This is a genomic window from Novosphingobium kaempferiae (assembly GCF_021227995.1).
Taxonomy (GTDB): Bacteria; Pseudomonadota; Alphaproteobacteria; order Sphingomonadales; family Sphingomonadaceae; genus Novosphingobium; species Novosphingobium kaempferiae.
In genome coordinates this window covers 3,013,315-3,040,308 of sequence record NZ_CP089301.1, presented here as the reverse complement: position 1 = coordinate 3,040,308, position 26,994 = coordinate 3,013,315, and the positions used below count along the sequence as shown (strand labels likewise).

General features: G+C 67.8%; 22 protein-coding genes and 1 tRNA gene. 14 read left to right on the top strand and 9 right to left on the bottom strand.

The features are described 5' to 3' along the window. Positions 1-194: 194 nt before the first annotated feature. From LO787_RS13710 to LO787_RS13700, 3 genes are all read left to right on the top strand, one after another. Positions 195-632: a DUF779 domain-containing protein gene (locus tag LO787_RS13710; protein WP_232491579.1), complete on the top strand. Its 438-nt coding sequence runs from the start codon at positions 195-197 to the stop codon at positions 630-632. A 63-nt stretch (positions 633-695) separates the two neighbouring features. After that, positions 696-1,871, top strand: a complete 1,176-nt coding sequence (locus LO787_RS13705; protein WP_232496316.1) for an FIST N-terminal domain-containing protein — start codon at positions 696-698, stop codon at positions 1,869-1,871. A gap of 106 nt (positions 1,872-1,977) precedes the next feature. Next, positions 1,978-4,194, top strand: coding sequence for a hybrid sensor histidine kinase/response regulator (locus LO787_RS13700; RefSeq protein WP_232491578.1), 2,217 nt, complete (start codon positions 1,978-1,980; stop codon positions 4,192-4,194). Between the two features lie 182 nt (positions 4,195-4,376). Here LO787_RS13700 and LO787_RS13695 read toward each other — a convergent pair whose 3' ends face one another. The 3 genes from LO787_RS13695 to LO787_RS13685 all read right to left on the bottom strand — a co-directional run bounded on the left by LO787_RS13695 (position 4,377) and on the right by LO787_RS13685 (position 7,458). Then, positions 4,377-4,808, bottom strand: coding sequence for an acyl-CoA thioesterase (locus LO787_RS13695; protein WP_232491577.1), 432 nt, complete (start codon positions 4,806-4,808; stop codon positions 4,377-4,379). A gap of 165 nt (positions 4,809-4,973) precedes the next feature. After that, a complete protein-coding gene (locus LO787_RS13690; protein ID WP_232491576.1) occupies positions 4,974-5,654 on the bottom strand; it encodes a response regulator transcription factor in 681 nt (226 codons plus the stop codon). A gap of 58 nt (positions 5,655-5,712) precedes the next feature. Further along, complete coding sequence (locus tag LO787_RS13685; protein ID WP_232491575.1) at positions 5,713-7,458, bottom strand: methanol/ethanol family PQQ-dependent dehydrogenase; 1,746 nt, start codon at positions 7,456-7,458, stop codon at positions 5,713-5,715. A 275-nt stretch (positions 7,459-7,733) separates the two neighbouring features. On the opposite strand from LO787_RS13685, the gene LO787_RS13680 reads away from it, so the two are divergent. Beyond that, the gene (locus LO787_RS13680) at positions 7,734-8,033 is read left to right on the top strand and encodes a GIY-YIG nuclease family protein (protein WP_232491574.1); all 300 of its coding nucleotides are present in this window, start codon (positions 7,734-7,736) and stop codon (positions 8,031-8,033) included. Between the two features lie 183 nt (positions 8,034-8,216). Here the strand turns inward: LO787_RS13680 and LO787_RS13675 are convergent, their stop codons facing one another. Together LO787_RS13675 and pedF are read right to left on the bottom strand one after the other, a co-directional pair. Further along, on the bottom strand, positions 8,217-9,053 hold the full coding sequence (locus LO787_RS13675; protein WP_232491573.1) for a substrate-binding periplasmic protein: 837 nt from the start codon (positions 9,051-9,053) through the stop codon (positions 8,217-8,219). 35 nt (positions 9,054-9,088) lie between these two features. After that, complete coding sequence (pedF, locus tag LO787_RS13670; RefSeq protein WP_232491572.1) at positions 9,089-9,532, bottom strand: cytochrome c-550 PedF; 444 nt, start codon at positions 9,530-9,532, stop codon at positions 9,089-9,091. Between the two features lie 159 nt (positions 9,533-9,691). On the opposite strand from pedF, the gene LO787_RS13665 reads away from it, so the two are divergent. From LO787_RS13665 to LO787_RS13650, 4 genes are all read left to right on the top strand, one after another. Next, a complete protein-coding gene (locus tag LO787_RS13665; RefSeq protein ID WP_232496315.1) occupies positions 9,692-10,693 on the top strand; it encodes a PQQ-dependent catabolism-associated beta-propeller protein in 1,002 nt (333 codons plus the stop codon). A 244-nt stretch (positions 10,694-10,937) separates the two neighbouring features. Further along, complete coding sequence (locus LO787_RS13660) at positions 10,938-12,368, top strand: porin family protein (protein ID WP_232491571.1); 1,431 nt, start codon at positions 10,938-10,940, stop codon at positions 12,366-12,368. A 140-nt stretch (positions 12,369-12,508) separates the two neighbouring features. Continuing rightward, positions 12,509-13,027, top strand: coding sequence for a cytochrome b (locus tag LO787_RS13655; protein ID WP_232496314.1), 519 nt, complete (start codon positions 12,509-12,511; stop codon positions 13,025-13,027). Positions 13,028-13,184: 157 nt separating this feature from the next. Beyond that, positions 13,185-15,437, top strand: coding sequence for a TonB-dependent receptor (locus LO787_RS13650; protein ID WP_232491570.1), 2,253 nt, complete (start codon positions 13,185-13,187; stop codon positions 15,435-15,437). A 264-nt stretch (positions 15,438-15,701) separates the two neighbouring features. Here LO787_RS13650 and LO787_RS13645 read toward each other — a convergent pair whose 3' ends face one another. Next, positions 15,702-16,640, bottom strand: coding sequence for a quinoprotein relay system zinc metallohydrolase 1 (locus LO787_RS13645; protein WP_232491569.1), 939 nt, complete (start codon positions 16,638-16,640; stop codon positions 15,702-15,704). A gap of 11 nt (positions 16,641-16,651) precedes the next feature. Then, the gene (locus tag LO787_RS13640; RefSeq protein WP_232491568.1) at positions 16,652-17,449 is read right to left on the bottom strand and encodes a quinoprotein dehydrogenase-associated SoxYZ-like carrier; all 798 of its coding nucleotides are present in this window, start codon (positions 17,447-17,449) and stop codon (positions 16,652-16,654) included. Between the two features lie 74 nt (positions 17,450-17,523). On the opposite strand from LO787_RS13640, the gene LO787_RS13635 reads away from it, so the two are divergent. Beyond that, positions 17,524-18,075, top strand: coding sequence for a rhodanese-like domain-containing protein (locus LO787_RS13635; protein WP_232491567.1), 552 nt, complete (start codon positions 17,524-17,526; stop codon positions 18,073-18,075). A 141-nt stretch (positions 18,076-18,216) separates the two neighbouring features. On the opposite strand, the gene LO787_RS13630 is transcribed toward LO787_RS13635, so the two are convergent. Then, positions 18,217-18,660: a c-type cytochrome gene (locus tag LO787_RS13630; RefSeq protein WP_232491566.1), complete on the bottom strand. Its 444-nt coding sequence runs from the start codon at positions 18,658-18,660 to the stop codon at positions 18,217-18,219. Positions 18,661-18,795: 135 nt separating this feature from the next. Here LO787_RS13630 and LO787_RS13625 point away from each other — a divergent pair, with 135 nt between their 5' ends. Next, positions 18,796-20,076, top strand: coding sequence for a DUF3422 domain-containing protein (locus LO787_RS13625; protein ID WP_232491565.1), 1,281 nt, complete (start codon positions 18,796-18,798; stop codon positions 20,074-20,076). Between the two features lie 105 nt (positions 20,077-20,181). After that, positions 20,182-20,268: transfer RNA gene (locus LO787_RS13620), tRNA-Leu, on the top strand. Between the two features lie 82 nt (positions 20,269-20,350). Here the strand turns inward: LO787_RS13620 and LO787_RS13615 are convergent. Then, positions 20,351-21,220 carry a LysR family transcriptional regulator gene (locus tag LO787_RS13615; RefSeq protein WP_232491564.1) on the bottom strand — a complete coding sequence of 290 codons (870 nt, stop codon included), beginning with the start codon at positions 21,218-21,220 and terminating at the stop codon, positions 20,351-20,353. Positions 21,221-21,550: 330 nt separating this feature from the next. On the opposite strand from LO787_RS13615, the gene LO787_RS13610 reads away from it, so the two are divergent. The 3 genes from LO787_RS13610 (at position 21,551) to LO787_RS13600 (ending at position 26,977) form a co-directional block, all read left to right on the top strand. After that, the gene (locus tag LO787_RS13610; protein ID WP_232491563.1) at positions 21,551-24,481 is read left to right on the top strand and encodes a TonB-dependent receptor domain-containing protein; all 2,931 of its coding nucleotides are present in this window, start codon (positions 21,551-21,553) and stop codon (positions 24,479-24,481) included. Positions 24,482-24,545: 64 nt separating this feature from the next. Next, on the top strand, positions 24,546-25,658 hold the full coding sequence (locus LO787_RS13605; protein WP_232491562.1) for a nucleoside hydrolase: 1,113 nt from the start codon (positions 24,546-24,548) through the stop codon (positions 25,656-25,658). Continuing rightward, positions 25,655-26,977 (top strand): NCS2 family permease, encoded by a 1,323-nt coding sequence (locus tag LO787_RS13600; protein WP_232491561.1) that lies wholly within the window; start codon positions 25,655-25,657, stop codon positions 26,975-26,977. The genes LO787_RS13605 and LO787_RS13600 overlap by 4 nt, the downstream gene beginning before the upstream one ends. Positions 26,978-26,994: the final 17 nt, after the last annotated feature.

Genomic DNA, 26,994 nt, shown 5'->3' with positions numbered 1-26,994 from the left:
CGCAATGACGAACGTGGTGAGGAGTTCCAGTCTTTTCCTTTCGTCATTGCGAGCGAAGCGAAGCAATCCAGAGCGGCCAGCGCCATGACAGCAGCGATATCGAGAGCTCTCGACCCGACGCCAAGCCACCACGACGGCGTCGGTTACCTCGAAACGGCGGATGGCATTCACGCCATCCGCCGCTTTTCGGCGTCATGAGCCTGCATCCCGATCTCCCGCCCCGCATCCTCGCTACGCCCGAGGCGGAAGGCTGGATCATGCGGCTGCGCGAGAAGCACGGGCCGCTGATGTTCCACCAGTCGGGCGGCTGCTGCGACGGCTCCGCGCCGATGTGCTTCGTCGAGGGGGAGTTCCGCGTCGGCGGGCAGGATGTACTGCTCGGCACGCTGGTCGGCGGCACCCGCGTGTGGATCGGCGCGGCGCAGTTCGAGTACTGGCGGCACACGCAAGTCACCATCGATGTGGTGCCCGGGCGCGGCGCGGGGATGAGCCTCGAAGCGCCCGAGGGCGTGCGCTTCATCGTGCGCAGCCGCATCTTCACGGACGAGGAGAACGCGGTGCTCGAAGCGGCGGGTGACCCGCCGCGGGGCGATGCCGTTAACGCGCTTGGCGAGCGAGGGGACTCGGCCTAGACTTTCGCGACTTGGGGCCCGGACCGCACGAAGAGAGGCGGCCGGCAGGAGAGGGACATGCGAATGGATGCACAGCTTCACGATGGTGACCGCCCGCTGGTGGCCTGCGCCTCGCACGCGCAGGATCCGGGCGATGCTGTCGCGGAACTGGTCGAGGCGGTCGGCGCGGTGGAGCTGGCGGGTGCGCTGCTGTTCTGCTCGCACCGCTACCCGCGCGAGGAACTGGCTCGTGCACTGACCGCGCAACTGCCGGGCGTGCCGCTGATCGGCTGCACCAGCGCGGGCGAACTGACCAACCGGGGCTACGACACCGACAGCCTGCTGCTGATCGGCTTTCCCGCCGCCAGCTTTTCCATGGCGGCGCTGCGGTTCGAGGATCTCGACAACTTCGATCCGGTGGCGGCGCAGGGCGCGATCCGGCAGCTTGTGGCGGGCGCGCGGCTGGACCATGGCGCGGCGGGCGACCTGCACCAGGTGGCGCTGTCGTTCCTCGACGGGCTTTCCCACCGCGAGGAACTGCTGACGATGACCGCGCAGCATGCGCTGGGCGACGTGCAACTGATAGGCGGCTCCAGCGGCGACGGCCTGTCCTTCCGTGAGACGGCGGTGCTGCACGAAGGGCGCTTTCACACCGATGCGGCGGTGATCGCGGTGCTGACCAGCCGCCGCCCGATGCACGTCTTCTGCGCCAACCACTACCGCCCTGGCCCGGCCAAGATGGTCATCACCGAAGCGGACCCGGAGACGCGCACCGTCTACGAGATCAACGCCGCCCCCGCCGCCGAGGAATACCTGCGCCTGTCCGGCAGTCCGGGAGAGCAGCTGGACGTCCACTTCTTCGCCGCGCATCCGCCGATGGTGCGCACCGGCGGGCAATTCCACGTCCGCTCGGTGCAGAGCGCCAACCCGGACGGATCGCTGACGTTCTACTGCGCGATCGACACCGGGGTCGTCCTCACCATCGGCGAGCCGGTGGACCGCGTGACCTGGATGCGCGACCTGTTCCAGTCGGTATCGCGCAAGGTCGGCACGATCGACCACATCATCGGTTTCGACTGCGTGCTCAACCGGCTCGATGCCGAGGACCGGCAGATCCTGCGCGAAGTGTCGGAGCTTTACGTCCAGAACAAGGTGCTGGGGTTCAGCACGTATGGCGAGCAGTTCCTTGCCGCGCACATGAACCAGACCTTCAGCGGGCTTGCCATCGGGCGGGCGGTGGAGGAGCCTGCACGGCCATGACTACACCCGTTCGTCATTGCGAGCGCAGCGAAGCAATCCAGCGTCGTGAGCCGACCGTGGATTGCTTCGCTGCGCTCGCAATGACGAAGAAGGGAGGATACCAGTCATGGCGCTGACCGACCCGCCCGCCCGCGATGACGAAGCCGCCCGCCTGCGCCGCCGCGTCGCGCAGCTGGAGAAGATCAACGCCGCGCTGATGGACCGGGTGGAACGGTCCACCGACATGCAGGGCGGCGCGTTCTCGATGTTCGAGACGGCGATCTCGCTCGACGCCATGGTGCGCGACCGGACCGGGGCGCTGGAGGTCGCGCTGGAGCGGCTTAACGCGGCTAACGCGGAACTCGGCGCGGCCCACGCCGCCGCCACCGCTGCGCGCGTGATGCTGCGCGATGCGATCGAATCCCTGTCGGACGGCTTCGCGCTGTTCGATGCGGAGGACCGCATGGTCCTGTGCAACCGCGCCTACCTCAAGATCTTCCCCAACTTCGAGGAGATGAGCGAGGACGCGCCCGAATTCGCCGAACTCGCCAGCCGCCTTGCCCAAAGCGGCGCGACGATGGGTTCGCGCATGGCGCCCGAGCGCTGGTTCAAGGATCGCATGGCGCAGCACCGCCGCGCGGAAGGCGCGCATGTCCAGGCGCTGGCAGATGGGCGCTGGATCCAGATCAACGAATTGCGCACCAGCGACGGCGGTACCGTCGGCATCTATACCGACATCACGACGGTCAAGGCTGAGGACGCCCGCCAGCGCGCCCGCGAACTGGCCGAACGCAACCTTGCGCTGCAGGCGACGCTCGACACGCTGTCCGAGGGCGTGTGCCTGTTCGACGCGCAGCGCCAGTTGCAGGCGTGGAACGAGGGCGTGCTGACGGTGCTGGCGCTGGTCGACGAAGGCTGGCGCATCGACACCCACGACGCCCTGACGCGCTGGTGCATCGAGCATCGCGGGCTCGACCGGCCTGAGGCGCTCGACTGGCGCGATGGCGGCGGTGCGCGCGTCGCGACGAACTGCACGATGGGCGCCGGTGACGCTCAGCGCCACTTCACTGTGCGTTCGGTGTCGCTCAAGAACGGGGGCATGGTCTTCACCTTCGACGACGTGACTGACCATGTGCAGTTCGAGCGTTCGCTTACGGAAACCGCCGAAACGCTGGAGCGCCGCGTGGCCGAGCGCACCGCCGAGCTGGTCGAGGTCAACCTGCAACTCGTCGACGCGAAGAACGAGGCGGAGACGGCGAACCGGTCGAAGACCAGCTTCATCGCTGCCGCCAGCCACGACCTGCTGCAACCGCTGAATGCCGCGCGGCTGTTCGTCTCTGCCATGGACGGCCACCCGATGCCGGAGCGCCCGCGCTCGCTGGTGAAGCAGGCTTCGACGGCGCTCGATTCGGTCGAGGACCTGCTGGAGGCGCTGTTCGAGATTTCGCGGCTGGATGCCGGCGCGATCCAGCCCGAGTTCGCGGACCTTTCGCTCGGCGCGATCCTGTCGGCGCTCAGGGTGGAGTTCGGGCCGCTGGCGCTGGCGGGCGGGCTTGACTTCACGGTGCCCGATACGCCGCTGTGGGTGCGTTCCGATCCGCGCCTGCTGCGCCGCGTGCTGCAGAACTTCGTCTCCAACGCGATCCGCTATACCGAGCAGGGCAGCGTCAACGTGGAGGTAGCACAGGACGACGGAGATGTTGTCGTCACCGTCCGCGACACCGGGCCGGGCATCGCCGAGGCCGACCGCGCCGAGATCTTCGAGGAGTTCCGCCGCGTCGGCAAGACGCAGAAGATCCCCGGCAAGGGCCTCGGCCTTGCCATCGTGCGGCGCGTCACGACGATGCTGGGCCACGCCATAGACCTCGACACTGCGCCGAGCCGCGGTGCCGCGTTCTCGATCCGCCTGCCGCGCGTGGAGGCGATGGCGGCGGTCGAGGAGGCGGGGCCTGCCGCCGCTCCCGCGCGGGCCGGTTCGGGCGGCATGGTGCTGGTGATCGACAACGATCCCGGCATCCTGTCGGGCATGGAGGCGCTGCTGGAGAACTGGGGGCTCGATGTCGTGACCGCCAACGATCCCTCCGATGCTGCGGCCATCGCGGCGCTGGAGCAGGGGCCGGCGATGCTGATCGTGGACTATCACCTTGACGATCGCCTGACCGGCGACCGCGCCGTCGCCATGCTGCGCGAGCGGGCGGGGCGGGTAATCCCGGCAATGGTCATCACCGCGGATCGCGGCCCGGAGACCAAGGCGCAGCTTGCGGGGCTGTCGCTGCCGGTGCTGAACAAGCCGGTGAAGCCAGCGCAATTGCGCGCGCTGCTGCGGCAGATGGATGTGCTGTAAGGTCGCGCAAGGCTGCGGGGGCTTCGACAGGCTCAGCCTGAGCGGGTTTCCAACCACTTCGTCATTGCGAGCGTAGCGAAGCAATCCAGCGACATACGCCTGCCGTGGATTGCTTCGCTACGCTCGCAATGACGATGGGAGGGACAAACCCCTACTCCGCTCCCCCTGAGCTTGTCGAAGGGTCATCCCAACCGCGCCAGCGTGTCCCGCCATTTATCCGGCAACGCCACCGGCCTGCGACTGTCGCGCCCGACGTAGACGTGGGTGAAGTGCCCCTCGGCCGCGGCATCGTCCTCGCCCTCGACGAATAGGCCGAGGTGGTAGGTGACGCTGCTGGTGCCGAGCCGCGCCACGGTCAGGCCGACTTCCAGCTTCTGCGGGAAATGCACGGATGCGGCGTAGCGGCAGCCGGTTTCCACGACCACGCCGATGGGGTCGCCCTCAGCGATGTCGAGCAGGCCCGCCTCGATCAGCCAGGTGTTCACGGCGGTGTCGAAGAAGGCGTAGTAGACCACGTTGTTGACGTGGCCGTAGACGTCGTTGTCGTGCCAGCGCGTGGTCACGGCAACGAAGGCGCGGTAGGCGGCGCGCGGGCGCAGGGGTTCTCGGCTCATCGCGGGCGGTGTTAGCGGCGGGCGGCGTCGGGCACCACCTCGTCAAAGGACCACCTTCGTCAAAGCACCATCGTCGTCATTGCGAGCGCAGCGAAGCAATCCATGGTCTGCTCACGCCGCTGGGTTGCTTCGCTGCGCTCGCAATGACGAACGGGTGGGAGATGCTCACCCCCGGAACCCGATCTTCCCCGCCATGATGACCGCCTGCGTGCGGCTGAATACGTTCATCTTCTGGAGAATGGCCGAGACGTGCGCCTTCACCGTCGTCATCGAGACGTCCAGTTCATAGGCGATCTGCTTGTTCAGCCGCCCTGCCACCAGATGGCCGAGCACCACGCGCTGCTGCGGGGTGAGGGTGTCGATGCGGGCACGGATCAGGTCTTCCTCGGCCGCCGCGCTTTCGTCGCCCGGAAGGTCGGGCATGTAGATCTCGCCCGAGAGCACCTGATGCAGCGCATCGACGATGGCGGAGCGTTTCAGCGACTTGGGCACGAAGCCCGCCGCGCCCGCCGCCAGCGCATCGCGCACCACGTTGCGGTCGGTCACGCCCGAAACCATTACCACCGGGGTGGCGGGGAACCGGTCCCGCACCGATTGCAGGCCCGAGAGGTGCGACACGTCGGGGATGTTGAGGTCGAGCAGGACGAGGTCGACGTCGCCTTCCTCGTCCAGCACCCGCAGCGCGGCCTCGAGGCTGTCCGCCTCCAGGATCGTGCAGGCGGGAAAGGCATCGTCGAAGATCGAGCGCAGGCCGTCGCGGACCAGCGAGTGGTCGTCGACGATCAGGACGCGATCGGGTCCGGTGAGATCCCCCATGCTGGCTTCCGTAACGGCCATTGTTTCCATCTGTCTATCCCGGGGACGGACGGCGCGCCAGCGGGAACCGGCGCGCCGTGCGGTTGCGTTATTTGGGCAGCTTGAACACCCAGAGCATGCCGCCCTGGCTGATTTCCTTGAAGGTCTTGGCGACTTCGCCGCCCCAGAGCGGCACTGCGCCGCCCCAGCCGGACATGACACCGACGTACTGTTCGCCGTCCTGTTCCCAGGTGATCGGCGATCCGACGACGCCCGATCCGGTCTGGAACTTCCACAGCTCCTGTCCGGTCTTGGCGTCGAACGCCTTGAGGTAGCCTTCGGGCGTGCCGGTGAAGACGAGGTTGCCGTGCGTGGTCAGCACGCCGCCCCACAGCGGGGCCTTGTTCTTGTATTCCCACACGATCTTGCCGGTCTTGGGGTCCATCGCACGCAGCGCGCCGATGTGGTCCTCGGCGATGGGCTTGATGGTGAACCCGGCGCCGAGGTAGGCCGCGCCCTTCTTGTAGGCGATCGGCTCGTTCCAGATGTCCATGCCCCAGTCGTTGGAGGGGACGTAGAACAGTTCGGTGTCCTTGGAGTACGCCATCGGCATCCAGTTCTTGCCGCCGAGGAACGACGGGCTGGAGAATACCGGCTTGCCCTTCTCGGTGCCGCTGGGCGCGCCGGGGCGGCCAGCCGGGATCACGTTGGGCTTGCCGGTCTTGGGGTTGATGCCGTCGGCCCAGGTGGTCTGCATGACGAAGCGGTTGGCGGAGATGAACTTGCCGTTGGTCCGGTCCAGCACGTAGAAGTAGCCGTTGCGGTCCGCCTTGGCGCCCAGCTTCATCGCCTTGCCCTTGATGGTGGCGTCGAAGGGGATGAACTCGTTCACGCCGTCGAAGTCCCAGCCGTCGTGCGGGGTGGTCTGGTAGTGCCACTTGATGACGCCGGTGTCGGCGTCGATGGCGAGCGTGGAGGAGGTGTAGAGGTTGTCGCCGGGGCGCAGGTGGCTGTTCCACGGGGCCGGGTTGCCGGTGCCGAAGTAGACCATGTTGGTGCCCGGATCGTAGGTGCCGCCGAGCCAGGTCGCGCCGCCGCCGGTCTTCCACAGGTCGCCCTGCCAAGTGGCGTTGAGCTTGCCGGTCATGCCGTTGGGCTGGCCGTTGAGGGTGCCGATGTGGCCCTCGATCACCGGGCGTTCCCAGATCAGCTCGCCGGTATCGACGTTGCGCGCCTGCACCGCGCCGACGATGCCGAATTCGCCGCCGGAGTTGCCGGTGATGACCTTGTCGCCGACGATGATCGGCGCGGCGGTGGCGGAGTAACCGGCCTGGTAGTCGCCGGTCTTCTTGTTCCAGATCACCTTGCCGGTGTTGCGGTTCAGCGCCACCAGATGCGCGTCGAGCGTGGCGAAGATCACCTTGTCGCCATGGATCGCCGCGCCGCGGTTGACGACGTCGCAGCAGGGCATGATGCCGTCGGGCAGGCGGGCGTTGTATTCCCACTTCTTCTCGCCGGTGCGCGCATCGAAGGCGAACAGGCGCGAGTACGATCCGGTGACGTAGATGGTGCCGTCATAGACCAGCGGCTGGGCTTCCTGCCCGCGCTGCTTCTCCCCGCCGAGCGAGGCGCCGTAGACCGGCAGCAGCTTCGCCACGTTGGAGGCGTTGATCTGGTCGAGCGAACTGAACCGCTGCTGCCACGGCCCCATGCCGTAAGTCAGCACGTCGCCTGGGGTGTCCGCGTCCTTGAGGAGATCCGCACTCGTCGGGCCGTCCGCTGCCGCGAGCGGGGCGGCCGCGATGCCGCCGGCCGCCATCAGGGCTGCGAGTATATGTGTGAAACGCCGCTTCATCCTGTCCCTCCGTTATGGGTATTCCGAAAGGGGGTGCGTGCTCGGGAATCTGCCCCCGAACCCCCATCGTCGGCCCGCAGCGTAGGACTGTGCGGGGTGCAGCAAAATTGCACCTTGGGAGGATGAAAATCCGTTCGTCATTGCGAGCGCAGCGAAGCAATCCGGCGTTGGCGCTTGACCATGGATTGCTTCGCTGCGCTCGCAATGACGAACGTGGGGAGCGAGTGACGAGGTGTTAATTCGAGGCGGTGGTGCGCCTCTCATATGGTCGCGGGATGAAGCGTGATTTCCAGCCTGCGGTTTACATCATGGCCAATCGGATCAACGGGACGATCTATGTGGGAGTAACCTCGAACTTGCGCGTTCGGGCTTGGCAGCACCGCGAAGGCGTGGCCGATGGGTTCACCAGCAGATACGGCTGCAAGATGCTGGTGTGGTTCGAATTGCACGCCACGATGGAGCACGCCATCCTGCGGGAGAAACAGATCAAGGGCGGCTCGCGAGCAAGGAAGCTGGCGTTGATCGAGGCGATGAACCCGGCGTGGCGAGATCTGTTCGACGATCTGGTTTTGTAGCCTCATCTGTCCGCGCGCCCCTCCTTCGTCATTGCGAGCGTAGCGAAGCAATCCACGGTCGGCCCACCACGCCGGATTGCTTCGCTACGCTCGCAATGACGAACGGGGGGTGTGGGAGCGCCCACCAAACCCCGGTTCGGGGGGCGCCGGTCGCAGTCGGCACCCCCGTCCCCCTCCGGAGCTTCAGGTCGTTTGCGAGGCCAGCGCGGGGCGCCATCCGACGCCGTATTTCGCGAAAGTCGCCTTCATGCGGCCGTCCTTGGCCATGGCGGCGAAGAGTTCCTCGATCGCGAAGCCGAGGTTACGGCTGTTTTCCTTCACCGCGATGCCGATGTCCCAGCCGGGGGAGAGCATCGCGGGGAGGAAGCCCTTGCGGTGCAGGATGCCCGCGTCGGGCGCGTCGTGCATGGCGGCTTCGATCTGCGCGGTGGTGGCGACGGCGGCGTCGGCCTCTCTGCGGCCCACGGCGCTGACCGCCTGATAGCCGGTCGGCAGGTGTACCACGTCCTTCGCGAGAGCACCGCCCGCATGGCCGAGCAGGTAGAAATCGGGGATCGAATCCAGCTCCGCCGCGATCCTGCGGCCCTTCCAGCGCACCGGCATCGCCTCGCAGTCCGTCGTCTCGCCGCAGGCCGCGCCGAAGCTCTCGCGGTAGTAGGGGGCGAGGAAGGTCACGTTGTCCTCCTGCGCCATCAACTGGCGGTCGAAGGGGACGTGCAGCATGACGTCGCAGGCCTGGAAGCCCAGCAGACCGCCACGCCAGACCACGTTGCGCAAGTCGTCCGAGAGCTCCTCGTCGGCGGTGAACAGCGCGATGTCGGCGCGCACGCCCAATGCCTCGGCGATGGCGCGGGCAAGGTCGGCGTCGATACCGGCGGGCTTGCCGTCCTGCTCCCACGACCACGGCCGGTTGTCGTTGTAGAGCCCGACGCGCAGCACGCCCAGCGCCTTCACCTTGTCCAGCGGCGCGGCCCACAGAGCGGCGGGCCGCAGGGCGGCAAGCGCGCCTGCGGCCGTCATGCTGCGCAGGAGGGACCGGCGGTCCACGCTGACGATCACTCGTCGGTGTGCTTGGATTCCAGCCAGGCGCGGATCGCCCAGCCGGCCTTCTGGCCCAGCACGTCGCCGAAGGGCGGCATGTAGACCTTGCCATCGTGGCTGGAGCCGTGGCGGAACCGCTCGACGAACCATTCGTCGCCCGAGGAGCCGAGTTCGAGGTAGCGCAGGTCCGGCGCGATGCCGCCCGAGATCGCGTCGAGGCCGTGGCAGCGGGCGCAGTTCTGGCCGTAGGCGGACTTGCCGATCTCCATGGCCTTGGCGTTGCCGGTATAGGGGTTCTCGGTCTTCCAGGCGTCGTTGCCGCCCTCGATGTCGGGCAGGGCCGTGGTGTCCACCGGCTGCGGCGTGACGTCGCCGTGGGCGTAGAGGTTGGTGCCGATCGAAAGCGAGGCGATGGCGGCGGCAGCGACGAGGACCGCGCGGCCGGTTCGGATGGTCATGGTCAGGTATCCTCTGCGACTTTCGGGCGAGCCTTTGGTCGCCTTCGAACTTCCCCTGTTGGATAACCCTCGGCCCGCGCCGCCGACCAGTTGGCCAATGGTACAAGACCAAGGTCGCATTGCCGCAAGCCCGCGATGAAGCGTAACTTTGCGGGCATGATGGAGAGAAGCCTGAAGAGATGGGCGCTGGCGCTGTGTGCCGCGCCGCTGGCGCTGTATGTGGTGCCTGCTTTCGCGCAGGATGCCGATGGTTCAGCAACCCGTGCCTATGTGAGCAACGAGCGGTCCTCGACCGTGACGGTGGTCGATCTCGGCACCGGCAAGGCGGTGGCGCAGTGGCCGGTCGGCAAGCGTCCGCGCGGGATCTCGATGACGCGCGACGGGAAATACGTGCTGATCTGTGCCAGCGCCGACAACGCGGTGGAAGTGCGCGATCCGGCGACGGGCGCGCTGGTCGCCACGCTGCCCTCGGGCGCGGACCCGGAGCAGTTCTTCGCCTCGCACGATGGCAAGCTGCTCTATGCCGCGAACGAGGACGACGGCGCGGTGACGGCGATCGACCTTGCCGCTCGCAAGGTCGCCTGGCAGGTCAGCGTCGGCAAGGAGCCCGAAGGCATCGCCGAAAGCCCGGACGGCAAGTGGCTGCTCGTCACCAGTGAGGAGGACAACTCCGTCGCCTGGATCGATATCAGCACCCGCGCCGTCGCGCACGAGACCGAGACCGAGGCGCGCCCGCGCCATGTCGAGTTCACGCCCGACGGCAAACAGGTCTGGATCGCCGCGGAAGTGGGCGGCGTGGTCCATGTGGTGGATGTCGCCACGCAGGCGATCGTCCGGACCATCCAGTTCGCGCCGCCGGGCGCGCCGGACTACAAGGTCATGCCCTGCGGCATCCGCTTCACGCCGGACGGCAGGACGGCGGTGGTCGCGCTGGGGCGGGCGGACAGCGTGGCCGTGGTCGATGCAGCAGGCGGTTCGGTGCGCGGCTACGTCAAGGTGGGCGCGCGGCCGTGGCACCTCGCCATTCTGCCCGGCGGCACCAGCGCGCTCGTCGCCAACGGGGCGAGCGATGACCTTTCGATGGTGGACCTCGCGGCGCTGAAAGTGACGGCCACAGTGCCCGCGGGCGAGGGGCCGTGGGGCGTGGCGCTGGGGAGGTAGCCTGGTGCGTGCGGCGGGGGCTTGCCATGTCCTTGCTTTCCCCTTCGTCATTGCGAGCGTAGCGAAGCAATCCAGCGGCATCGCGCTACGCTGGATTGCTTCGCTACGCTCGCAATGACGAGGCAAAAAAGCCCGTCCTCCCAAAGTACAACTGCCCAAAGTCCAATACCCCGCCCCGCCGTCCGGCAGCATGTTCGCCCCCAGTCGCAGGAATAGACGACACACTACAAAGGGGGACGGATCCATGATCTCCAGGATCATACTGCGCGGCGGTGCCGCGCTTGGCGTACTGGCCATGGGCGCAGTGACACTAGGGGCACCGGCATATGCGGGCAGCAGCGAGGCGCTGCTGAAGCGGCTGCACGAGAAGGGCATTCTGAGCGACGAGGACTATAACGAGCTGCTCGCGCAGGAGCGTGCCGAAACCGCCGCGACGCCGCAGATCGCGACATCCTCCGCCGCCACCCCGACCGAACGGGCGCAGGGCACGCTCGACATGAGCCGCATGGTGCGCGTCAGCGAGACCGGCATCGGCATGGAAATCGGGCCGGCGACGATCAAGTTCAGCGGTTCGGTCAACGGCTTCTACGTCCACGACAATCCGGACACCCCCTCGGCCACCACGCAGGTCGTCGGCGGCGTCGCCAGCGTCGGCACGCGCAATTCCAGCGCGGTGCGCAACGGCCTGCTGCCGGGCTACCTGACGATCTCGGTATCGACGAAGCAGGAAGGCTGGGACGTCGGCGCGTTCTTCGGGATGTATCCCGGCATCAACTCCGCCGCGTGGGGTGCGCTGGGGGCCAACAACGGCGGGCAGCCGACCGCGCTGGCGACGGCGGGCATCGACTTTCGTCAGACCTACCTGACCTTCGGCAAGCCCAACATCGGTACCTTCAAGATCGGCCGCGACATCGGCCTGTTCGGGTCAGAGGCGATCCTCAACGACATCACGCTGCTGTCCTCGGGCACGCCCGGCGGCAACGTGGCTCCGGCCAACACGACGCTGGGCCGCATCGGCGTGGGCTACATCTACACCGACTTCCAGCCGCAGATCACCTACACCTCGCCGAGTTTCGGCGGCGTGCAGGCGTCGGTCGGGGTGTTCCAGCCGCTGTCCTCGCTGACCGGGCCCGACCAGCAGAACTCCTCGCCCGGCTTTCAGGGCAAGCTGACTTACGACGGCAAGTTCGGCGGCATCGGTGCGCGGGCATGGGTCGGCGGCGTAACGCAGCGGCACAACCAGGTGAACGGCGAGAGCTTCACCGGGCAGGGCCTCGACTTCGGCGGCAAGGTGACGGCGGGGCCGATCCAGGTGGTGGGCTACTACTACACCGCCAAGGGCCTCGGCACGACGGTGTTCGGGTTGCATGACAGCGACGGCTTCGGCAACCCGCGCAAGAGCGACGGCTTCTACGCGCAGGCTCTGGCCACCTTCGGCAAGATCTCGGTCGGCGGCAGCTACGGCGAAAGTTCGCTCAAGCATGCCAATGCTGCGGATGCCATCGCCAATCCGAACCTCGTGAAGACCAACTCCAGCTACGTCGGACAGGCCCGCTACAACCTGACCAGCTGGCTCACGCTGATCGGGGAATACATCCACTCCAAGGCCAGGGCCCATTCCGGCAACGAGGCGCAGAGCGACGCCATCGCGCTGGGCGGGATCCTGTTCTTCTGATGCGCAACCTTTCGTCATTGCGAGCGTAGCGAAGCAATCCGGCGCGGTCGATGCCGCCCTGGATTGCCGCGCGACCTGACGGTCGCTCGCAATGACGAAGGAATTGAACTCAACCACCCATCACCGGAGTCGCAGCCATGATGGACACACCCAGGTACAATGCCGCAGCACGCATGCTGCACTGGATCATCGCGGCGCTCATCGTCGCCAACCTTGCCAGCGGGCTGCTGCACGATGCGCTCGACGGCGTGGTGTCGGTCATGCCGGTCCACAAGGCGATGGGGCTGACCGTTCTGGTCCTCTCCATGCTGCGCCTCATGCTGCGGCTGACGTGGCGGGCGCCCGCTTATCCCGCCAGCATGAGCCGGGCCGAGATCGGCCTCGCCCACGCGGTCCATGCGGTGCTCTATCTCTTCATGATCGCGATGCCGGTGTCGGGGTGGATCATGTCCTCGGCGGGCAAGTATCCGCTGACGTGGTTCGGCCTGTTCGACTGGCCCAAGCTGGCGGTGGCGAAGGGCAGCACGCTCTACGAGGTGGGCCACGGCTTCCACGGCACCGGCGGCTGGCTGCTGCTGGCGCTGGTCGCGGGCCATGTCGGCGCGGCGCTGCGCCATCATTTCATGCTGCGGGACGGCGTGCTGCGCCGGATGCTTTGAGGAATGTCAGCCTGTTTCGTCATTGCGAGCGTAGCAATCCACCGCAGCGCCTGCCGCCGGATTGCCGCGGACCTTCGGTCCTCGCAATGACGAAAGGGGAAATAAAACGGCGAACGATCGCCAACAGGGGGAGGGCGCAGCATTGCGCCGACAAAGTATGCGAAAGACCAGCTACATCATCGCCGGCCTGCTGGCCTCGGCCTCGCCGGTATGGGCTGACGAAGCGCCGATCGTCGTCACCGCGCCGGGCGGATCGATCGACCTCGACGAAGCACGCGAGGTGGACCCGCAGGCGCTCGACATCGCGGGAAAGCGCGACCTCGCCCGCGCGCTGGAGCGGACCGTTCCGGGGCTGACACTGGCCGAATCGACCGGCAACCCATGGCAGGCGGCGCTGACGTGGCGCGGCTTCTCGGCCTCCGCGCTGCAGGGTGCGGAGCAGGGGCTGGCGGTCTACCTCGACGGGGTGCGCTTCAACCAGCCGTTCGGCGATGTGGTGCTGCTCGACGTGGTGCCCGAGGCCGCGCTGCGGGGCGCGCAGCTGAATGAGGCGAACCCGGTGCTCGGCCGCAATGCGCTGGCCGGATCGCTGCTGCTGACCACGCATGACGGCACCAGCCTGTCGGGCCTGCGGCTGCAGGGCGATCTGGACACGGTGGGCAGCGTCGGCGGCAGCGTGTCGCTGGGGTTGGGCGACAAGGCCGACAACCTGCTGGTCGTCGCCGAGGCCCGCCATGACGACGGCTGGCGCGTCGCTTCGCCCTCCACGCTCAAGCGGCTGTTCGCCAAGGGCCTGCACGATGCCGGGACATGGGGGCTGGAACTTCAGGCGCTCGCCGCCGACACCGACCTGACGGGCAACGGTGTCGCCCCGGTCGAACTGCTCGATGCGGACTGGAACGCGGTGTTCACCACGCCAGACGTCACCCACACGCGCTTCGCCCGCCTCGTCGCCGCGCCGTGGATCGCGGCGGGAGACACCGGCCGCGTGGAACTGCGCGCGCACTGGCAGACGCTGACCCGCCGCAGCGCCAATGGTGATCTTGCCGACTTCGGCGCCTGCGAGGATGATGCAGCAAACCTGTGCCTCGGCGATGACGACGAGTTCGAGGAACCGCTGCTGGCGAACGGCGCGCCCGTCGTCATCGACCCGGCGGTGGACGACTACGCCGTGTTCAACCGCGGGCGCGAGCGCACCCGCAGCGGCGGGGCGATGCTGCAATGGCTGGACGAGCGCGAGACGCAGAACGGCACCCGCCGCTTCGCCGTAGGCGCCAGCTGGGAACGCGCGCGCACCCGCTTCGTCGCCACCACCGAACTGGGCGAACTGGAGGAGGACCGCTCGGTCAAGGGGCTGGGCCTGCTGCTCACGTCCGAGGACGGCGGCATCACGCCGGTCGACGTCGTCACGCGCATGACCGACCTTGCCCTGTTCGCCAGCGCCGAAGTGCCGCTGACCCCGGCGCTGACGGTGGAGGCGGGCGCGCGCTGGTCGCGCACGCGGGTCACGCTGGACGACCGGCTGGGCGACGCGCTCGACGGCAGCCACAAGTTCAGCCGCCTCAATCCCTCGATCGAGTTCGACTACGCCCTGACCCCGCAGATCCACGCGACCGCCGGGTTCGCGCTCACCAGCCGCAACCCGACGCCCGCCGAACTGTCCTGCGCCGATCCTGAATCGCCGTGCACGCTGGCGAACTTCTTCATCGCCGACCCGCCGCTGAAGGCCATGACGGCGCAGAACTGGCACGCCGGGATTTCCGGGAACAGCGGCGGGCTTGCATGGCGGATCAACGGCTGGCGTTCGGACACGAAGAACGACATCCGCATGATCGCATCGGAAGTGCGCGGGCGGGCCTACTTCGCCAACCTCGGCGAAAGCCGGCGGCAGGGGATCGAGGCTTCGGCCGACTGGCAGCGCGGCGGCTGGCGGCTTTCGGCCAGCTATGCCCTGACCGACGCGAAATTCCGCGAGGATTTCGAGGTCTCCAGCCCCTCCAACCCCGAGGCGGACGAGGACGGCCTGGTCGCGGTCGCGCGTGGAGACCGCCTGCCCGGCGTGCCGCGTCATTCGGTCAATCTCTATGCCGGGCGCGCGGGCAAGGGCTGGGAACTCGGCCTCGCCATGCGCGCGCGTTCGGGGCAGGTCCTGCTGGGGGACGAAGGCAACGACAACGCCCGCACGCCCGCCTACGCCGTGTTCGACGCGATGGGCCGGGTCGAGGTCTTCCCCGGCGTCGAGCTGGCGGCGGAACTGCGCAACCTGTTCGACCGCCGCTACGTGACGATGGGCACGTTCTCCGAGATCGACGAGATCGATCTGGTCGAGGCGCCGGGAGCGGAAAACCCCCGCGCCTACGCCCCGGGCGCGCCGCGCAGGCTGACGGTTTCGGTAAGAGCGCGGTTTTAGAGGGGGGCTCGTCATCCAACCTTCGTCATTGCGAGCGTAGCGAAGCAATCCACGGTCGGCCTGCGACGATGGATTGCTTCGCTACGCTCGCAATGACGAAAGGGAGCTCATGATTTTCGTCGTCCCGGACTTGATCCGGGACCGCTGGCCGTGAACAGCCCACCCATCGGCAGGGCGCTTTGGCGAGAGGTCGCGCCTAAAGACGGCCACCGGTCCCGGGTCGAGCCCGGGACGACGTGGAAGCAACGATGTGCCCAGCGCGCGTCACAACTTCGGCAACAACCGCGCCTCCAGCCCCGGATAGAGGTGCGAGACGCTGCGCTGCAATTCGTACCGCACCGCCTTCAGTCCGGCGAACCGCTCGGGGATCGGCAGTTCCCCCGCCTCGGTCATGTCGAGCCCGTCGGCCACGGCCTGCGCCAGCGTATCCTCAAGCCAGTCGAGCCAGTCGCGGGTCTGCGCGATGGCGGAGCCGTCGCGGTCGAGCGGGCCATGCCCCGGCACCAGCGCGGTGTGCGGCACCGCCTTCAGCCGGTCGAGCGCCGCGCGCCACTTGGCAAGGTCGGCGTGCGGCGTCGACGGCGCGCGGTCGTGGAAGACGAGGTCGCCCGCGAGCAGCGTGCCGGTCCGCTCGTCCAGCAGAACGAGGTCGCCCGCCGAATGGCCCTGCATCGCGAAGAGGCGGAAGGCTCGTCCGCCGAACGAGGTCGCGCCTTCCGTGACATCACCCGTGGGCAGGACGACATGCGTGCCCTTCATCCAGTCCGACAGCAGGCGGTACATGGCATCGGAAAACCCCTCGCCATCGCGCTCCAGATCGGCGCGGGTGGCGGGCAGGGCGTGGACGATCGCGGGGTCGAAGGCGGCGGCGCCGAGCGCGTGGTCGGGGTGCAGGTGGCTGACGTAGACGCGGCCCACCGCCTTGCCCGTCACCTGCCGCGCCAGCGCGCCGAGCGCCCTGCCGTGGTCCAGCGAGACGCCGGGGTCGAACAGCACCGCGCCGTCGTCGGTGGACAGGATGGCGCTGTTGGCGATCATGCCGCCGTTCTCGAACAGGATCGGCGCATCGGCCCCGCGCACCATCCACACGCCCTCGGCGATGGGCTCGGCCCGGGGTGCATAGCTGCCGGCGAACGTCTCCGCCCGCAGCGCCACCGGACACGCCAGCGCGCCGGCAAGGACGCTGCGGCGAGTCAAGGTCATGGGCGTGAACGTCACCGGCTGGCGAGCGCGGCGCGGCCCGGCGTCACGGTGCCGGTGAACTCGAGGCCCGACGTGTCGCGGGCGGTGACGGAGAGGGGGCCTTTCGCGCTCTCGACGATGAACGTGAAGGCGGGATCCTCGGCCACCGATCCGAACACTTCGAGGGTGGCGAGGGGCGTTCCGGTGGCGGACGAGACGGTGAGCCGCTCGATGTTGTAGGCGGGGATGTTCTCGACCAGCCCGGTGTCCATCGGGTGGCGCACGGTCACTCTCAGGCGCGTCTCGGTGCCGTTCAGTGCCCATGCCGCGCCGTGCATTTCGCCGAGGTGATCGGCCCAGTCGCCCTTCACCCGGCTGACCGGCGGAGCGGAGCAGCCACCGCCCGCCGCGTCGATCCAGGCCCCGGAAACGTGCCAGATTCCGTCGCTGGTGAGCACTGCCGCGCGCACCGGCGTGCGCTGGTCCAGCTTGATCCGCGTCGCCAGAAACGGCGCGGCGGCGCTGGGCGCGTAGTCCACCGCGACGGGGATCGGATTGAGGTCCGCGAACAGCAGGATGCGCCGGACTCCGGCGATTCTCCGGGCATCGACGGTGACGGGAAACACCCGCTGGTTCTCGGCGATCTGTGGGATTTCGAGCCTGACCGCCGGGTCGAAGCGCACCGGCGCATCGCCGAACAGCCGCTCGGCATGATATGCCCACATCGGCGATTTCAGCGGGTCGGGCGGCAGCGCCTCGCGCGCGGAAACCGCCGGGGAAAGCGCGGCAAGGGGCGCGAGGAGGGCGAGCAGGATCTTCTTGCGGATCATACCAAGGGCCAATGTAGTCCGCCCGCATCCCGCGCCATATTGGACCTTGGGATGAGGCTGGAAAGGCAGCGGAAATGGCGCAAATCTGCCGCAGAACGACGCTCGGCTGGCTGCTGGCGTGGCTCTGCGCGCCCTCAGCCCATGCCGCCGGAGACGACTTCGATGCGGCCGGATATCGCGCCCGCCGCTACCGCGCTCCGGTGGATCGGGTGCCATCTCCCGCCCGCCGCATCGCCCTGACCGACGCGCTGAAGCTGACGCCCGGCCGCGATGCGCTGTTCCTCGACGTGCTGCCGGTGGAGGCGGGCCGCCGCGATCCCGCGACCGGGCAATGGACGCTGAGCGAGGCGCACCAGACGATCTCCGGCGCGCTGTGGCACCCGGAAACCGGCCGCAGTCCGGTCGATCCGCTGCTGTGGCAGGGGCTGCTGGCGGAAGTGGCCAAGGCGCATCTGCCGGTGGTGACGTTCTGCCGCACCGACTGCTGGATGGGCTGGAACGCCGCGCGACGGCTGGCCAGAGGCGGTGTCGCGCACGTCCGCTGGCTCGCCGAGGGGATCGAGGGCTGGCACGGCGCGGGCCGCGAACTGGTCGATGCGGAGCCGGTGGTGATCGCTGCACCCTAAGTCGTCATTGCGAGCGGAGCGAAGCAATCCGGCGTTGCGCGATGCCGCTGGATTGCTTCGCTCCGCTCGCAATGACGACAGGAAATGAAAACCCGCCCGCCGCTCTAAAGCGACGGACCGGGCGCTTGAGAGAGGATGAACTCAGCGCTGCTTCTTGAGGTAGTCGATAATTTCCTTGCGCTTGGCGGCGTCCTTCATGCCGGGGAAACTCATCTTGTTGCCGGGCACCAGCGTGCGCGGGTTCTCCAGCCACTTGTCGAGCGTCTTCTCGTCCAGCGTCAGGCCGGACTTCTTCACCGCGTCGGAGAAGGCGAAGCTGCCCTGGCCCATCTTGTGCCCGAACGTGCCGTAGAGGTTGGGCCCGAGCTTGTTCGGCGCGCCCTTGGCGACGTTGTGGCACACCGCGCAACGCGCGAAGGAGGTGGGTGCGGGCGGTGCTGCAGGCGCGGCTTCGGCGGAGGCGACCAGTCCCTGCTGCCCGCCCGCCCAGGCCGCCAGTATCAGCGCGGCGGCTCCGAGGGCCAGTCCCGCGCGTTTCCGGCCGATGGTCATGTCGTATTCTCCCGTGATTCCTGTCTTGGCCATCGGTTTGGCATGGGGGTGCCGGGGGCGGATATTGGACTTTGGTCCGCACCGGCCTGCTGCATGATACCAAGAGGTACTTGCCTGCCTTCGACCCGGAGTCGCAGTCTGGGGCAGAGCTTGAGGAGGACCGGGGACTTGCTGAACGAGCACGAACTTCGCCGTGTGGTGGTGAGCGAGATGCATTTGCGGCGCTGGCCGCAGATCTGTGCGCCGGCATCGATCATCCAGTTCGTGCGCGTCCTCGATCCGGCCGACCGGGAGGAGGAGATGGCGGCTATGTGCGCGATCCCCTCGGTCGGGCCGAGCGTGCCGTTTCCGTCGGAGAACCTGCCGCGCCATCTCAGTGGCAATCTCGCGCCGGGGCTGGCCTTTACATGGGAGCGGCAGAGCGAGGCGAGCACGACGACGCTGTTCGTGACCGGCAACGGCTCCCCGGCGCTGACCGATGCGCTGGCCTGGGCGGGCAGCCTGCCGGGCAAGGTGATCCGCGCCTCGCGCCTGCAACTGGTGGAGGACGAGGCGGCGGCGCTGGCGCTGCTTCCCGGGCTCGGCTTTGCGCCGGACGATATGGTGACATGCTATATCGGCGACCACCCTGACGAGGCGCGGGCGCGGGTGTGGTCCGACTTCCAGTTGCGCGAGGACGGGTTCGGCGTCGCGCTCATCGCCGCATGCGGCATGGCGCCGGGGCCGTTCTCCCGCACGCTGCAGCGGCTTCAGGAACTCGGCAACTACCGCAATCTGGCGCTGCTGGGCCTGCCGGTGGCGCGCGACGGGTGGCGCGCGCTCGACCGGGTGGAGGAGATGCTGGCAGAGGTGAACCACGCCGTCGCCCGGCCCGACATTACCGACGACGAACTGCTGGAGAAGGTCATGCACCTCTCGATGGAGCAGGTGGCGCAGGCGAGCGCGGCGGACTTCCGCATGAACGCGACGCAGGCCTATGCGACGATCGTGGAGGAGCGGCTGGCCGAACTGCATATAGTGCCGGTGCCGGGTTGCCTGTCGCTGGCCGACTTCACGCAGCGCCGCTTTCTGCCTGCCGTGCGCACCTGCGCCGCGCACAGCCGCCGCGCGGAACTATTGTCGCAGCGCACCGCGCAAGTGCTGACGCTGCTGCGGACCCGAATCGATACGCGGATCGAGAACCAGAACGGCTGCCTCCTCGCGTCCATGGAGCGCAACGCCTCGCGCCAGTTGCGCCTGCAGCAATTGGTGGAGGGGCTCTCGGTCGTGGCGGTGAGCTATTACGCGCTCGGCCTGATCGGCAAAGTGCTGGAGGGCGTGGAGGAGGCGGTGCCGCAGGTACACGCCCATTTCACCGCCGCGCTGCTGGCTCCGGTGGTGGTTCTGGGCGTCTGGTTCGGGCTCCACCACATGAAACGCCGCATTCTGGGGGCGGAGGAAGGAAAATGACGCGGAGCGAAAATAATCTTCACGAGCCGCTTGCAGGGTCCGAATCTCTTTGCTAGTGGCGCGCTCCTGCCCCGGGGAGGATGCAAATCCACCCCATCTGGTTTAGCGGTCGTGGCGGAATTGGTAGACGCGCAACGTTGAGGTCGTTGTGGGCGAAAGCCCGTGGAAGTTCGAGTCTTCTCGACCGCACCAGGCAGATTTTCTGAAAACGAAATGATCTTTGCCTTCGGGCTCCCCCGTTCGCGGCAAGTGCTGCGTGCGGCTATTTGTGCTTTCAGTGCGAAGCCAGCAGGCTTGGCAGCAGCGGCGTGAACTGGTCGGCCACCCACGCGCCCAGCGGATGCTCCTCGGCCAGCGCCTTTCGCCGCAGCATCACGATTCGCCGCCGGATCGCGGGCTGGACGAGCGACACCAGCGATACCTGTTCGGGCGCGAAACGGCGGGTGTAGAGGCGCGGCATGACGCCCACCGCGAGTCCCCCCGCGATGATGCCGAACAGCGAATCGGTCTGATCCACCTGATAGCGCGAAGAGGGCTCCAGATTGTGCTGGCGCATCGCCGCGCGGCTGAGGTCGCCGATGCTGCCGCCTGCGAAGTGAACGATCTCCTGACCCTCCAGCCGGCTCCACAGGAGGCTGTCCACGCCGTCGAGCGCATGGCCGACGGGGACGACCAGCAGCATCTCGTCCTCCACCAGCAGGTCCGCGAGCAGGCCATCCTCCACGCGCCCGCAGACGCATATGGCGAGGTCGATCCGGCCCCGGTGCAGGTCGGCTATGAGTTCGTCGCTCTTGCCGTCGGCGAGGTGAAGGCTGACCCCGGCGGCGTCCTGATCGAGCGTCGCCATGGCCCGCGCGATGGCGGGGAAGGTGGAGGGGATGGCACCGATGCGGATGGTGGTCCGCCCCCGATGCGCCGCCTCGCCCATGTCGCGGAAGGCATTGTCGGCGGTGGTCAGCAGGCGCTGGGCGTGGGGGAGGAACGACAGACCCGCGCTGGTCAGGGTGACGCGGTGGGTGGTCCGGTCGAACAGCCTGAGGCCCATCAGTGTTTCGACCTGCCGGATCGCGCTGCTGAGCGCGGGCTGCGAGATCGCCATTTTTTCCGCCGCGCGGCTGAAGTTGCCGGATTCGGCAAGCGCCACGAAAAAGCGCACCTGCCTCAAGGAGATAGCCTGCAACTGCAACGTCTGATCCTTCACCGGGAGGTGCTGCTATAAACTCAGGCTATAAAAAGATAAAGATAATCCATTTCCTTTCGAGCACGCGGGTCGGTAGGCAGGCCGCAATTCATCCCGCTCACGAAAACTACAGAGGCGGGTCGCAGGAACCCATAAAGTCGGGCGATATAGCCGCAAAGGCGATCGACCCGGGAACAAGAGAAGTTCGGGAAGAGGGCCGGTCTTGGCGCTCGTTCACCACAGGGGGGTTCCATAATGCTGCCTAACGATTCAACCGCATTCCGTGCGTTGCGCATGGGTGCGCGCACTTCGGCGCTGCTCGGCGCGGTCTCTCTTTCGGCGCTGCTGCTGGCCGGCAATGCCCAGGCACAGGCTGCCGATGACGCCGGCGAAGACAACGCCATCATGGTCACCGGATCGCGCATCCGCACGCCCGACGCGGACAGCGTCAGCCCGGTCTCGACCGTCGGCGGCGCGGAACTGCAACTGCGCGGCTCGACCCGCGTGGAAGACCTCATCAACACGCTGCCGCAGGCCTTCGCCGATCAGGGCGGCGGCAACCGCGGCGGCACCGTGGGCGCCAGCGGCACCGCGACGATCAATCTGCGCAACCTCGGCAACCAGCGCACCCTCGTGCTGATCGACGGCCGCCGCCTGATGCAGGGCGATCCCGCCCGCTCGGCCGCGCAGGCCGCCGACATCAACAACGTCCCCGCCGCCCTGATCCAGCGCATCGACATCGTCACCGGCGGCGCCTCGGCGGTCTACGGTTCGGACGCGCTGGCGGGCGTCGTCAACTTCGTCATGAAGCGCGACTTCGACGGCATCCAGCTCGACGGCAACATCGGCCTGTTCAGCCATGACAACAACAACCGCCGCGCGCAGGCGATCGCGGCTGCGGCCAACCAGCAGTTCCCGACCGGCGACACGCTGGACGGCGGCCAGCAGACCGTCTCGCTGACCTTCGGCAAGAACTTCGACGGCGGCCGCGGCAACGTGACCGGCTATGTCGGCTACCGCAATATCGAGGGCGTAGCGGGCACCCGCCGCGACTTCACGACCTGCAACCTCACGGCGGCGGCGTCGGGCTATGCCTGCTCGCTCTCCTCCGCGACGTATCCGGTGCAGTTCCAGCTGACCAACCCGACCACGGGCGCGGTGCGCGGCAGCTACACGCTGGATTCGACGACCGGCAATTCGCTGCGCCGCTACACTTCGGCGGACGGGTTCAACAACGGCAACACCTACGACGTCCAGGCCCCGGACAAGCGCATCAACGCGGACCTCTTCGCCCACTACGAACTGTCCGACGCCGTCGATCTATACGGCGAGTTCATGTTCATGCGCGACAAGGCGGACATCCGCATCTCGCCGACCGCCGTGTTCTCGGTGTCGCAGAGCGTCAGCTGCTCCAACCCGTTCCTCTCGGCTTCCGAGCGCGACCTGATCTGCACCTCGGTCGGCCTTGGCCCGACGCAGAACGCCAACGTCATCGTCTCGCAGCGCAATGCGCTGGGCGGCTCGCGCCATGACTACACCACGCACACCAGCTACCGCGGCGTGCTGGGTGCGCGCGGCGAGTTCGCGCCGGGCTGGCGCTACGACGCCTATGGCCAGTACGGTCGCACCGACTACACCTCGGTGCTGACCAACGACTACTCGCTGACCAAGTTCGCCCGCTCGCTGCGCGCGACGACCGATGCCAGCGGCAACATCGTGTGCGAATCCGCGCTCAACGGCACCGATCCGTCGTGCGTGCCGCTCAACCTCTTCGCGGTGAACGGCATCACGCCAGAGGCGCTGAACTACATCCAGAACACCGTGCGCCGTAAGGGCTACACCGAGGAGAAGATCCTCAGCGGCTCGATCACCGGCGACCTCGGCGTGACCAGCCCCTTCGCGACGCACTCGATCGGCATTGCGCTGGGCGCGGAGTACCGCAAGGAAACGATCAGCTTCCAGCCCGACAGCTTCTACAGCAGCCGCGACGTGGCCGGAAACTCGGGCGGCGAGTTCCCGATCTCGGGCTCGTTCGACGTGAAGGAAGTCTTCGGCGAAATCCGCGTTCCGCTGGTGGAGAACCGTCCGTTCTTCCAGGATCTCGCGCTCGAGGGCGGCTTCCGCTACTCGGACTACAGCACGGCGGGCACCACCTGGGCGTTCAAGGCGGGCGGCGACTGGTCGCCGATGCGTGGGCTGCGCCTGCGCGCCAGTTTCCAGCGCGCGGTGCGTGCGCCGAACCTGGTCGAGCTGTTCGGCCCGGTCCGCAGCTCGCCCACGCCGATCTCCGACCCGTGCGAGGGCACCGCGCCGCGCGCCACCTTCGCGCAGTGCGCGCTGACCGGCGTGACGCAGGCGCAGTACGGCACGATCGCTCCGGCGGCGGGCCAGCAGTCGGCCACCCGCGTCGGCGGCAACCCGAACCTCGATCCCGAGACCTCGAACACGATCAGCTTCGGCGGCCAGTATACCCCGGCCTTCCTGCCGGGTGTGACCTTCACCGCCGACTACTTCGACATCAAGGTCAACAAGCTGATCGCCACGGTCCCCGCCGCGATCACGCTCAACCAGTGCATCGCCACCGGCGACTTCTGCGACCAGATCGAGCGTAACCCGGCTACCGGATCGCTGGTGACGGGCGGCTTCATCAACGCCACTTACGTCAACTCGGGCTACCTCAAGACCTCGGGCATCGACTTCTCGGTGAGCGGCAAGCAGGATCTCGCCGACGTATTCGGCGGCGATCCGGGCACGGTGAGCCTCAACTTCGCGGGCACGCGCACCTTCCGCTACGAGACGCAGGTGCTGCCGGGCGCCGATCCGTACAGCTGCGACGGCTACTTCGGCACGACCTGCGGCCAGCCCCTGCCGCACTGGCGCCACCGCCTGCTGGCGACGTGGACTTCGCCGGGCGGGGTCAGCCTGTCGGCCACCTGGCGCTACATCGGTTCCACGAAGAACGACAAGTCGAGCGACGACACCTTCCTGACGGGCACCTACCAGCCCTACGACGCGAAGATGAAGGCGATGAACTACTTCGACTTCGCCGCCTCGATCGACGTGACCGAAGCCTATACGCTGCGCTTCGGCGTCAACAACGCGTTCGACAGGGATCCGCCGATCACCGCCTCGACCGGTGGCCAGACCGCGAACACCGCGTTCTTCGGCGGCATGTACGACGCGCTTGGCCGCTACATGTTCGCAGGCGTAACTGCCCGCTTCTGATGACGGGCGGCGAGACCCCGGAGTACCGAGGGGTCTCGCCGCCGCCTTACGAAAGGCCGAAGCCATGAAACTGCGCAAGGCATTGGGCGTGATCGTCGCGGTGGCCGGGCTGGCGATGACGCCCCCGGCGCTGGCGGATGCGCCTGCGAAGAATGTTCCGGCGAAAAGCGCCGGCGCCGAGAAGGTCCGCATCTTCTTCGACAACGACTTCCTCGGCCCCGGGCAGAGTAACATCCAGTCGATGATCCCGCTGCTGCGCGACGAGCGCGTGAAGCTGGAGGGCGTCGGCGTCGTCACCGGGGATGCCTGGCGCGACGAGGAAGTGCAGCATCTGCTGCGCTTCCTTGAGATCGCCGGCCGGCCCGAAGTGAAGGTCTATCCCGGTGCGGAAATGCCGATCATGCGCAACCAGGCCGAGATGGCGAACTGGGAAGCGCGCTACGGCAGGATCCCGTTCAAGGGTGCGTGGAGCACGCCTCGCCCGGGCCGCACCTACCACCCCGAGGATCCGGCGCTGATCCCGCCGATGCCGGAAGGCCAGCCCCGCCTCAAGGCGCAGGACGAGAGCGCGGTCATGGCGCTGATCCGCACGGTGCGCGCCAACCCCGGCCAGATCACGGTCGTTTCCGCCGGACCGCTGACCAACATCGCGCTCGCCCTGCGCATCGCGCCGGACCTGCCGCTGCTGGCGAAGGAACTGGTGATGGAAGCGGGCAAGGTGGACACCGGCTTCGCCCGGGCCACCGGCAACACCGACTATTCCACCGACTTCAACTTCCTGTTCGACCCGGAGGCGGCGCATATCGTGCTGACTGCGCCGTGGAAGAAGATCACCGCCGTCGGCAACGTCACCGCCGCCGCCAAGGCGACGCAGGAACTGGCCGACCGCATCGCCGCGCCGGGCAAGCCGGTGGGCACCTACTTCAAGACTTACGCGCGCATCGGCCAGCCGCTGTGGGACGAGATCACCGTCGCCGTCGCCATCGACCGCTCGCTGGTGACCGACGAACTCGTCGCCCGGCTCGACGTCGATACGCTGCCGGGGCCGAGCTACGGGCAGTCGCTGATCTGGAAGGCGGAGATGGCCCCCGCCAAGGGCACGCGCGATGTCCACATCGTGCGCGGCATCGATGTCGAGCGGTTCTTGGCGACCTTCACGAAGCAGGCGCAGCAGTGAGCGGCATCGCCACGTATCTGGACCGCCGCTTCCGCGTCGCCGAGCGGGGATCGACGATCCCGCGCGAGGCGATGGCAGGGCTGACCAGCTTCCTCGCCGCCGCCTACCTGATCGTCGTCATCCCCTCGCTGCTGTCCTCGGGCGGCATGGACCGGGGCGCGGCGACGACGGCGGCGATCATCCTGATGGGCTGCGGCTGCCTTGCCATGGGGTTCTACGCGAACCTGCCCTTCATCGTCGGCCCCGGCATCGGCGGCTCGGTGATCCTGGGCGTGACGCTGGCGCAGGTGGAGCAGGTGCCGTGGCAGACCGGCCTCGGCATCGCGGCGGCATCGGGCGTGATCTTCCTCGCCCTGACGCTGACCGGCGCGCGCGAACTGGTCGTGAAGATGATCCCGCCGCAGATCAAGCTGGGGCTGGGGGCATCCATCGGCCTGTTCATCGCCATGCTCGGCTGCCGTGACGCGGGAATGGTGTCGGTCAACGCGAAGTCGAGCGCGCTGGCGCTGGGCGACTTCAGCCAGCCCGGCCCCATCGTGGCGCTGATCGGCCTCGGCGTCGCGGTCGCGTTGCAGGCGCGGCGGATTCCGGGCGCGGTGCTGGCGGGGATCGCCGCCGCCGCGCTCGCGGGTATACCGCTTGGCCTGACGACGCCCTCGGGCGCGGTCTCGCTGCCGCACTCGCTGGCACCGGTGGCGATGAAGGTGGACCTGCTCTCGGCCCTCTCCATCGCGGCGCTGCCCTACATGTTCGCGTTCTTCGCGGGCGAGTTCTTCTCGACGCTCGGCACCACGCTGGCGATCGGCGCGAAGGCTGGCCTTACCGACGATGACGGCAACCTGCCGGGCATCGAGCGGCCCTTCCTCGTCGACTCGCTCGCCGCCTCGCTCGGGCCGCTGATCGGCATTCCGGCGGGCACCGCGCTCGTCGAATCCGCTGCGGGCGTGGAAGCGGGCGGGCGCACCGGCCTGACCCCTATCGCGGCGGGCGCGCTGGTGTTCTGCACGCTGCTGTTCCTGCCGCTGGCGATGGCGATCCCCAAGCAGGCCACGGCGCCCGCGCTGATCCTCATCGGCATCTCGATGCTCGGCACCATCCGTCACGCGAAGGGCGACGACATCGTCGATCTGCTGCCCGCGATGGCGATGATCCTGCTCACGCTCATCTCCAACAGCTTCGGCACCGGCATCGCCGGCGGCCTGCTGGCTCATGTCATCGTCCAGTTGCTGGCTGGCCGGATCGCGCAGGTTCCCAAGGGCCTGCTGATCCTCGCCGTGCCGCTTGGATACTACTTCTACGTCGCCTCTACAGGCCACTGACGCACGGTTTTCCCATG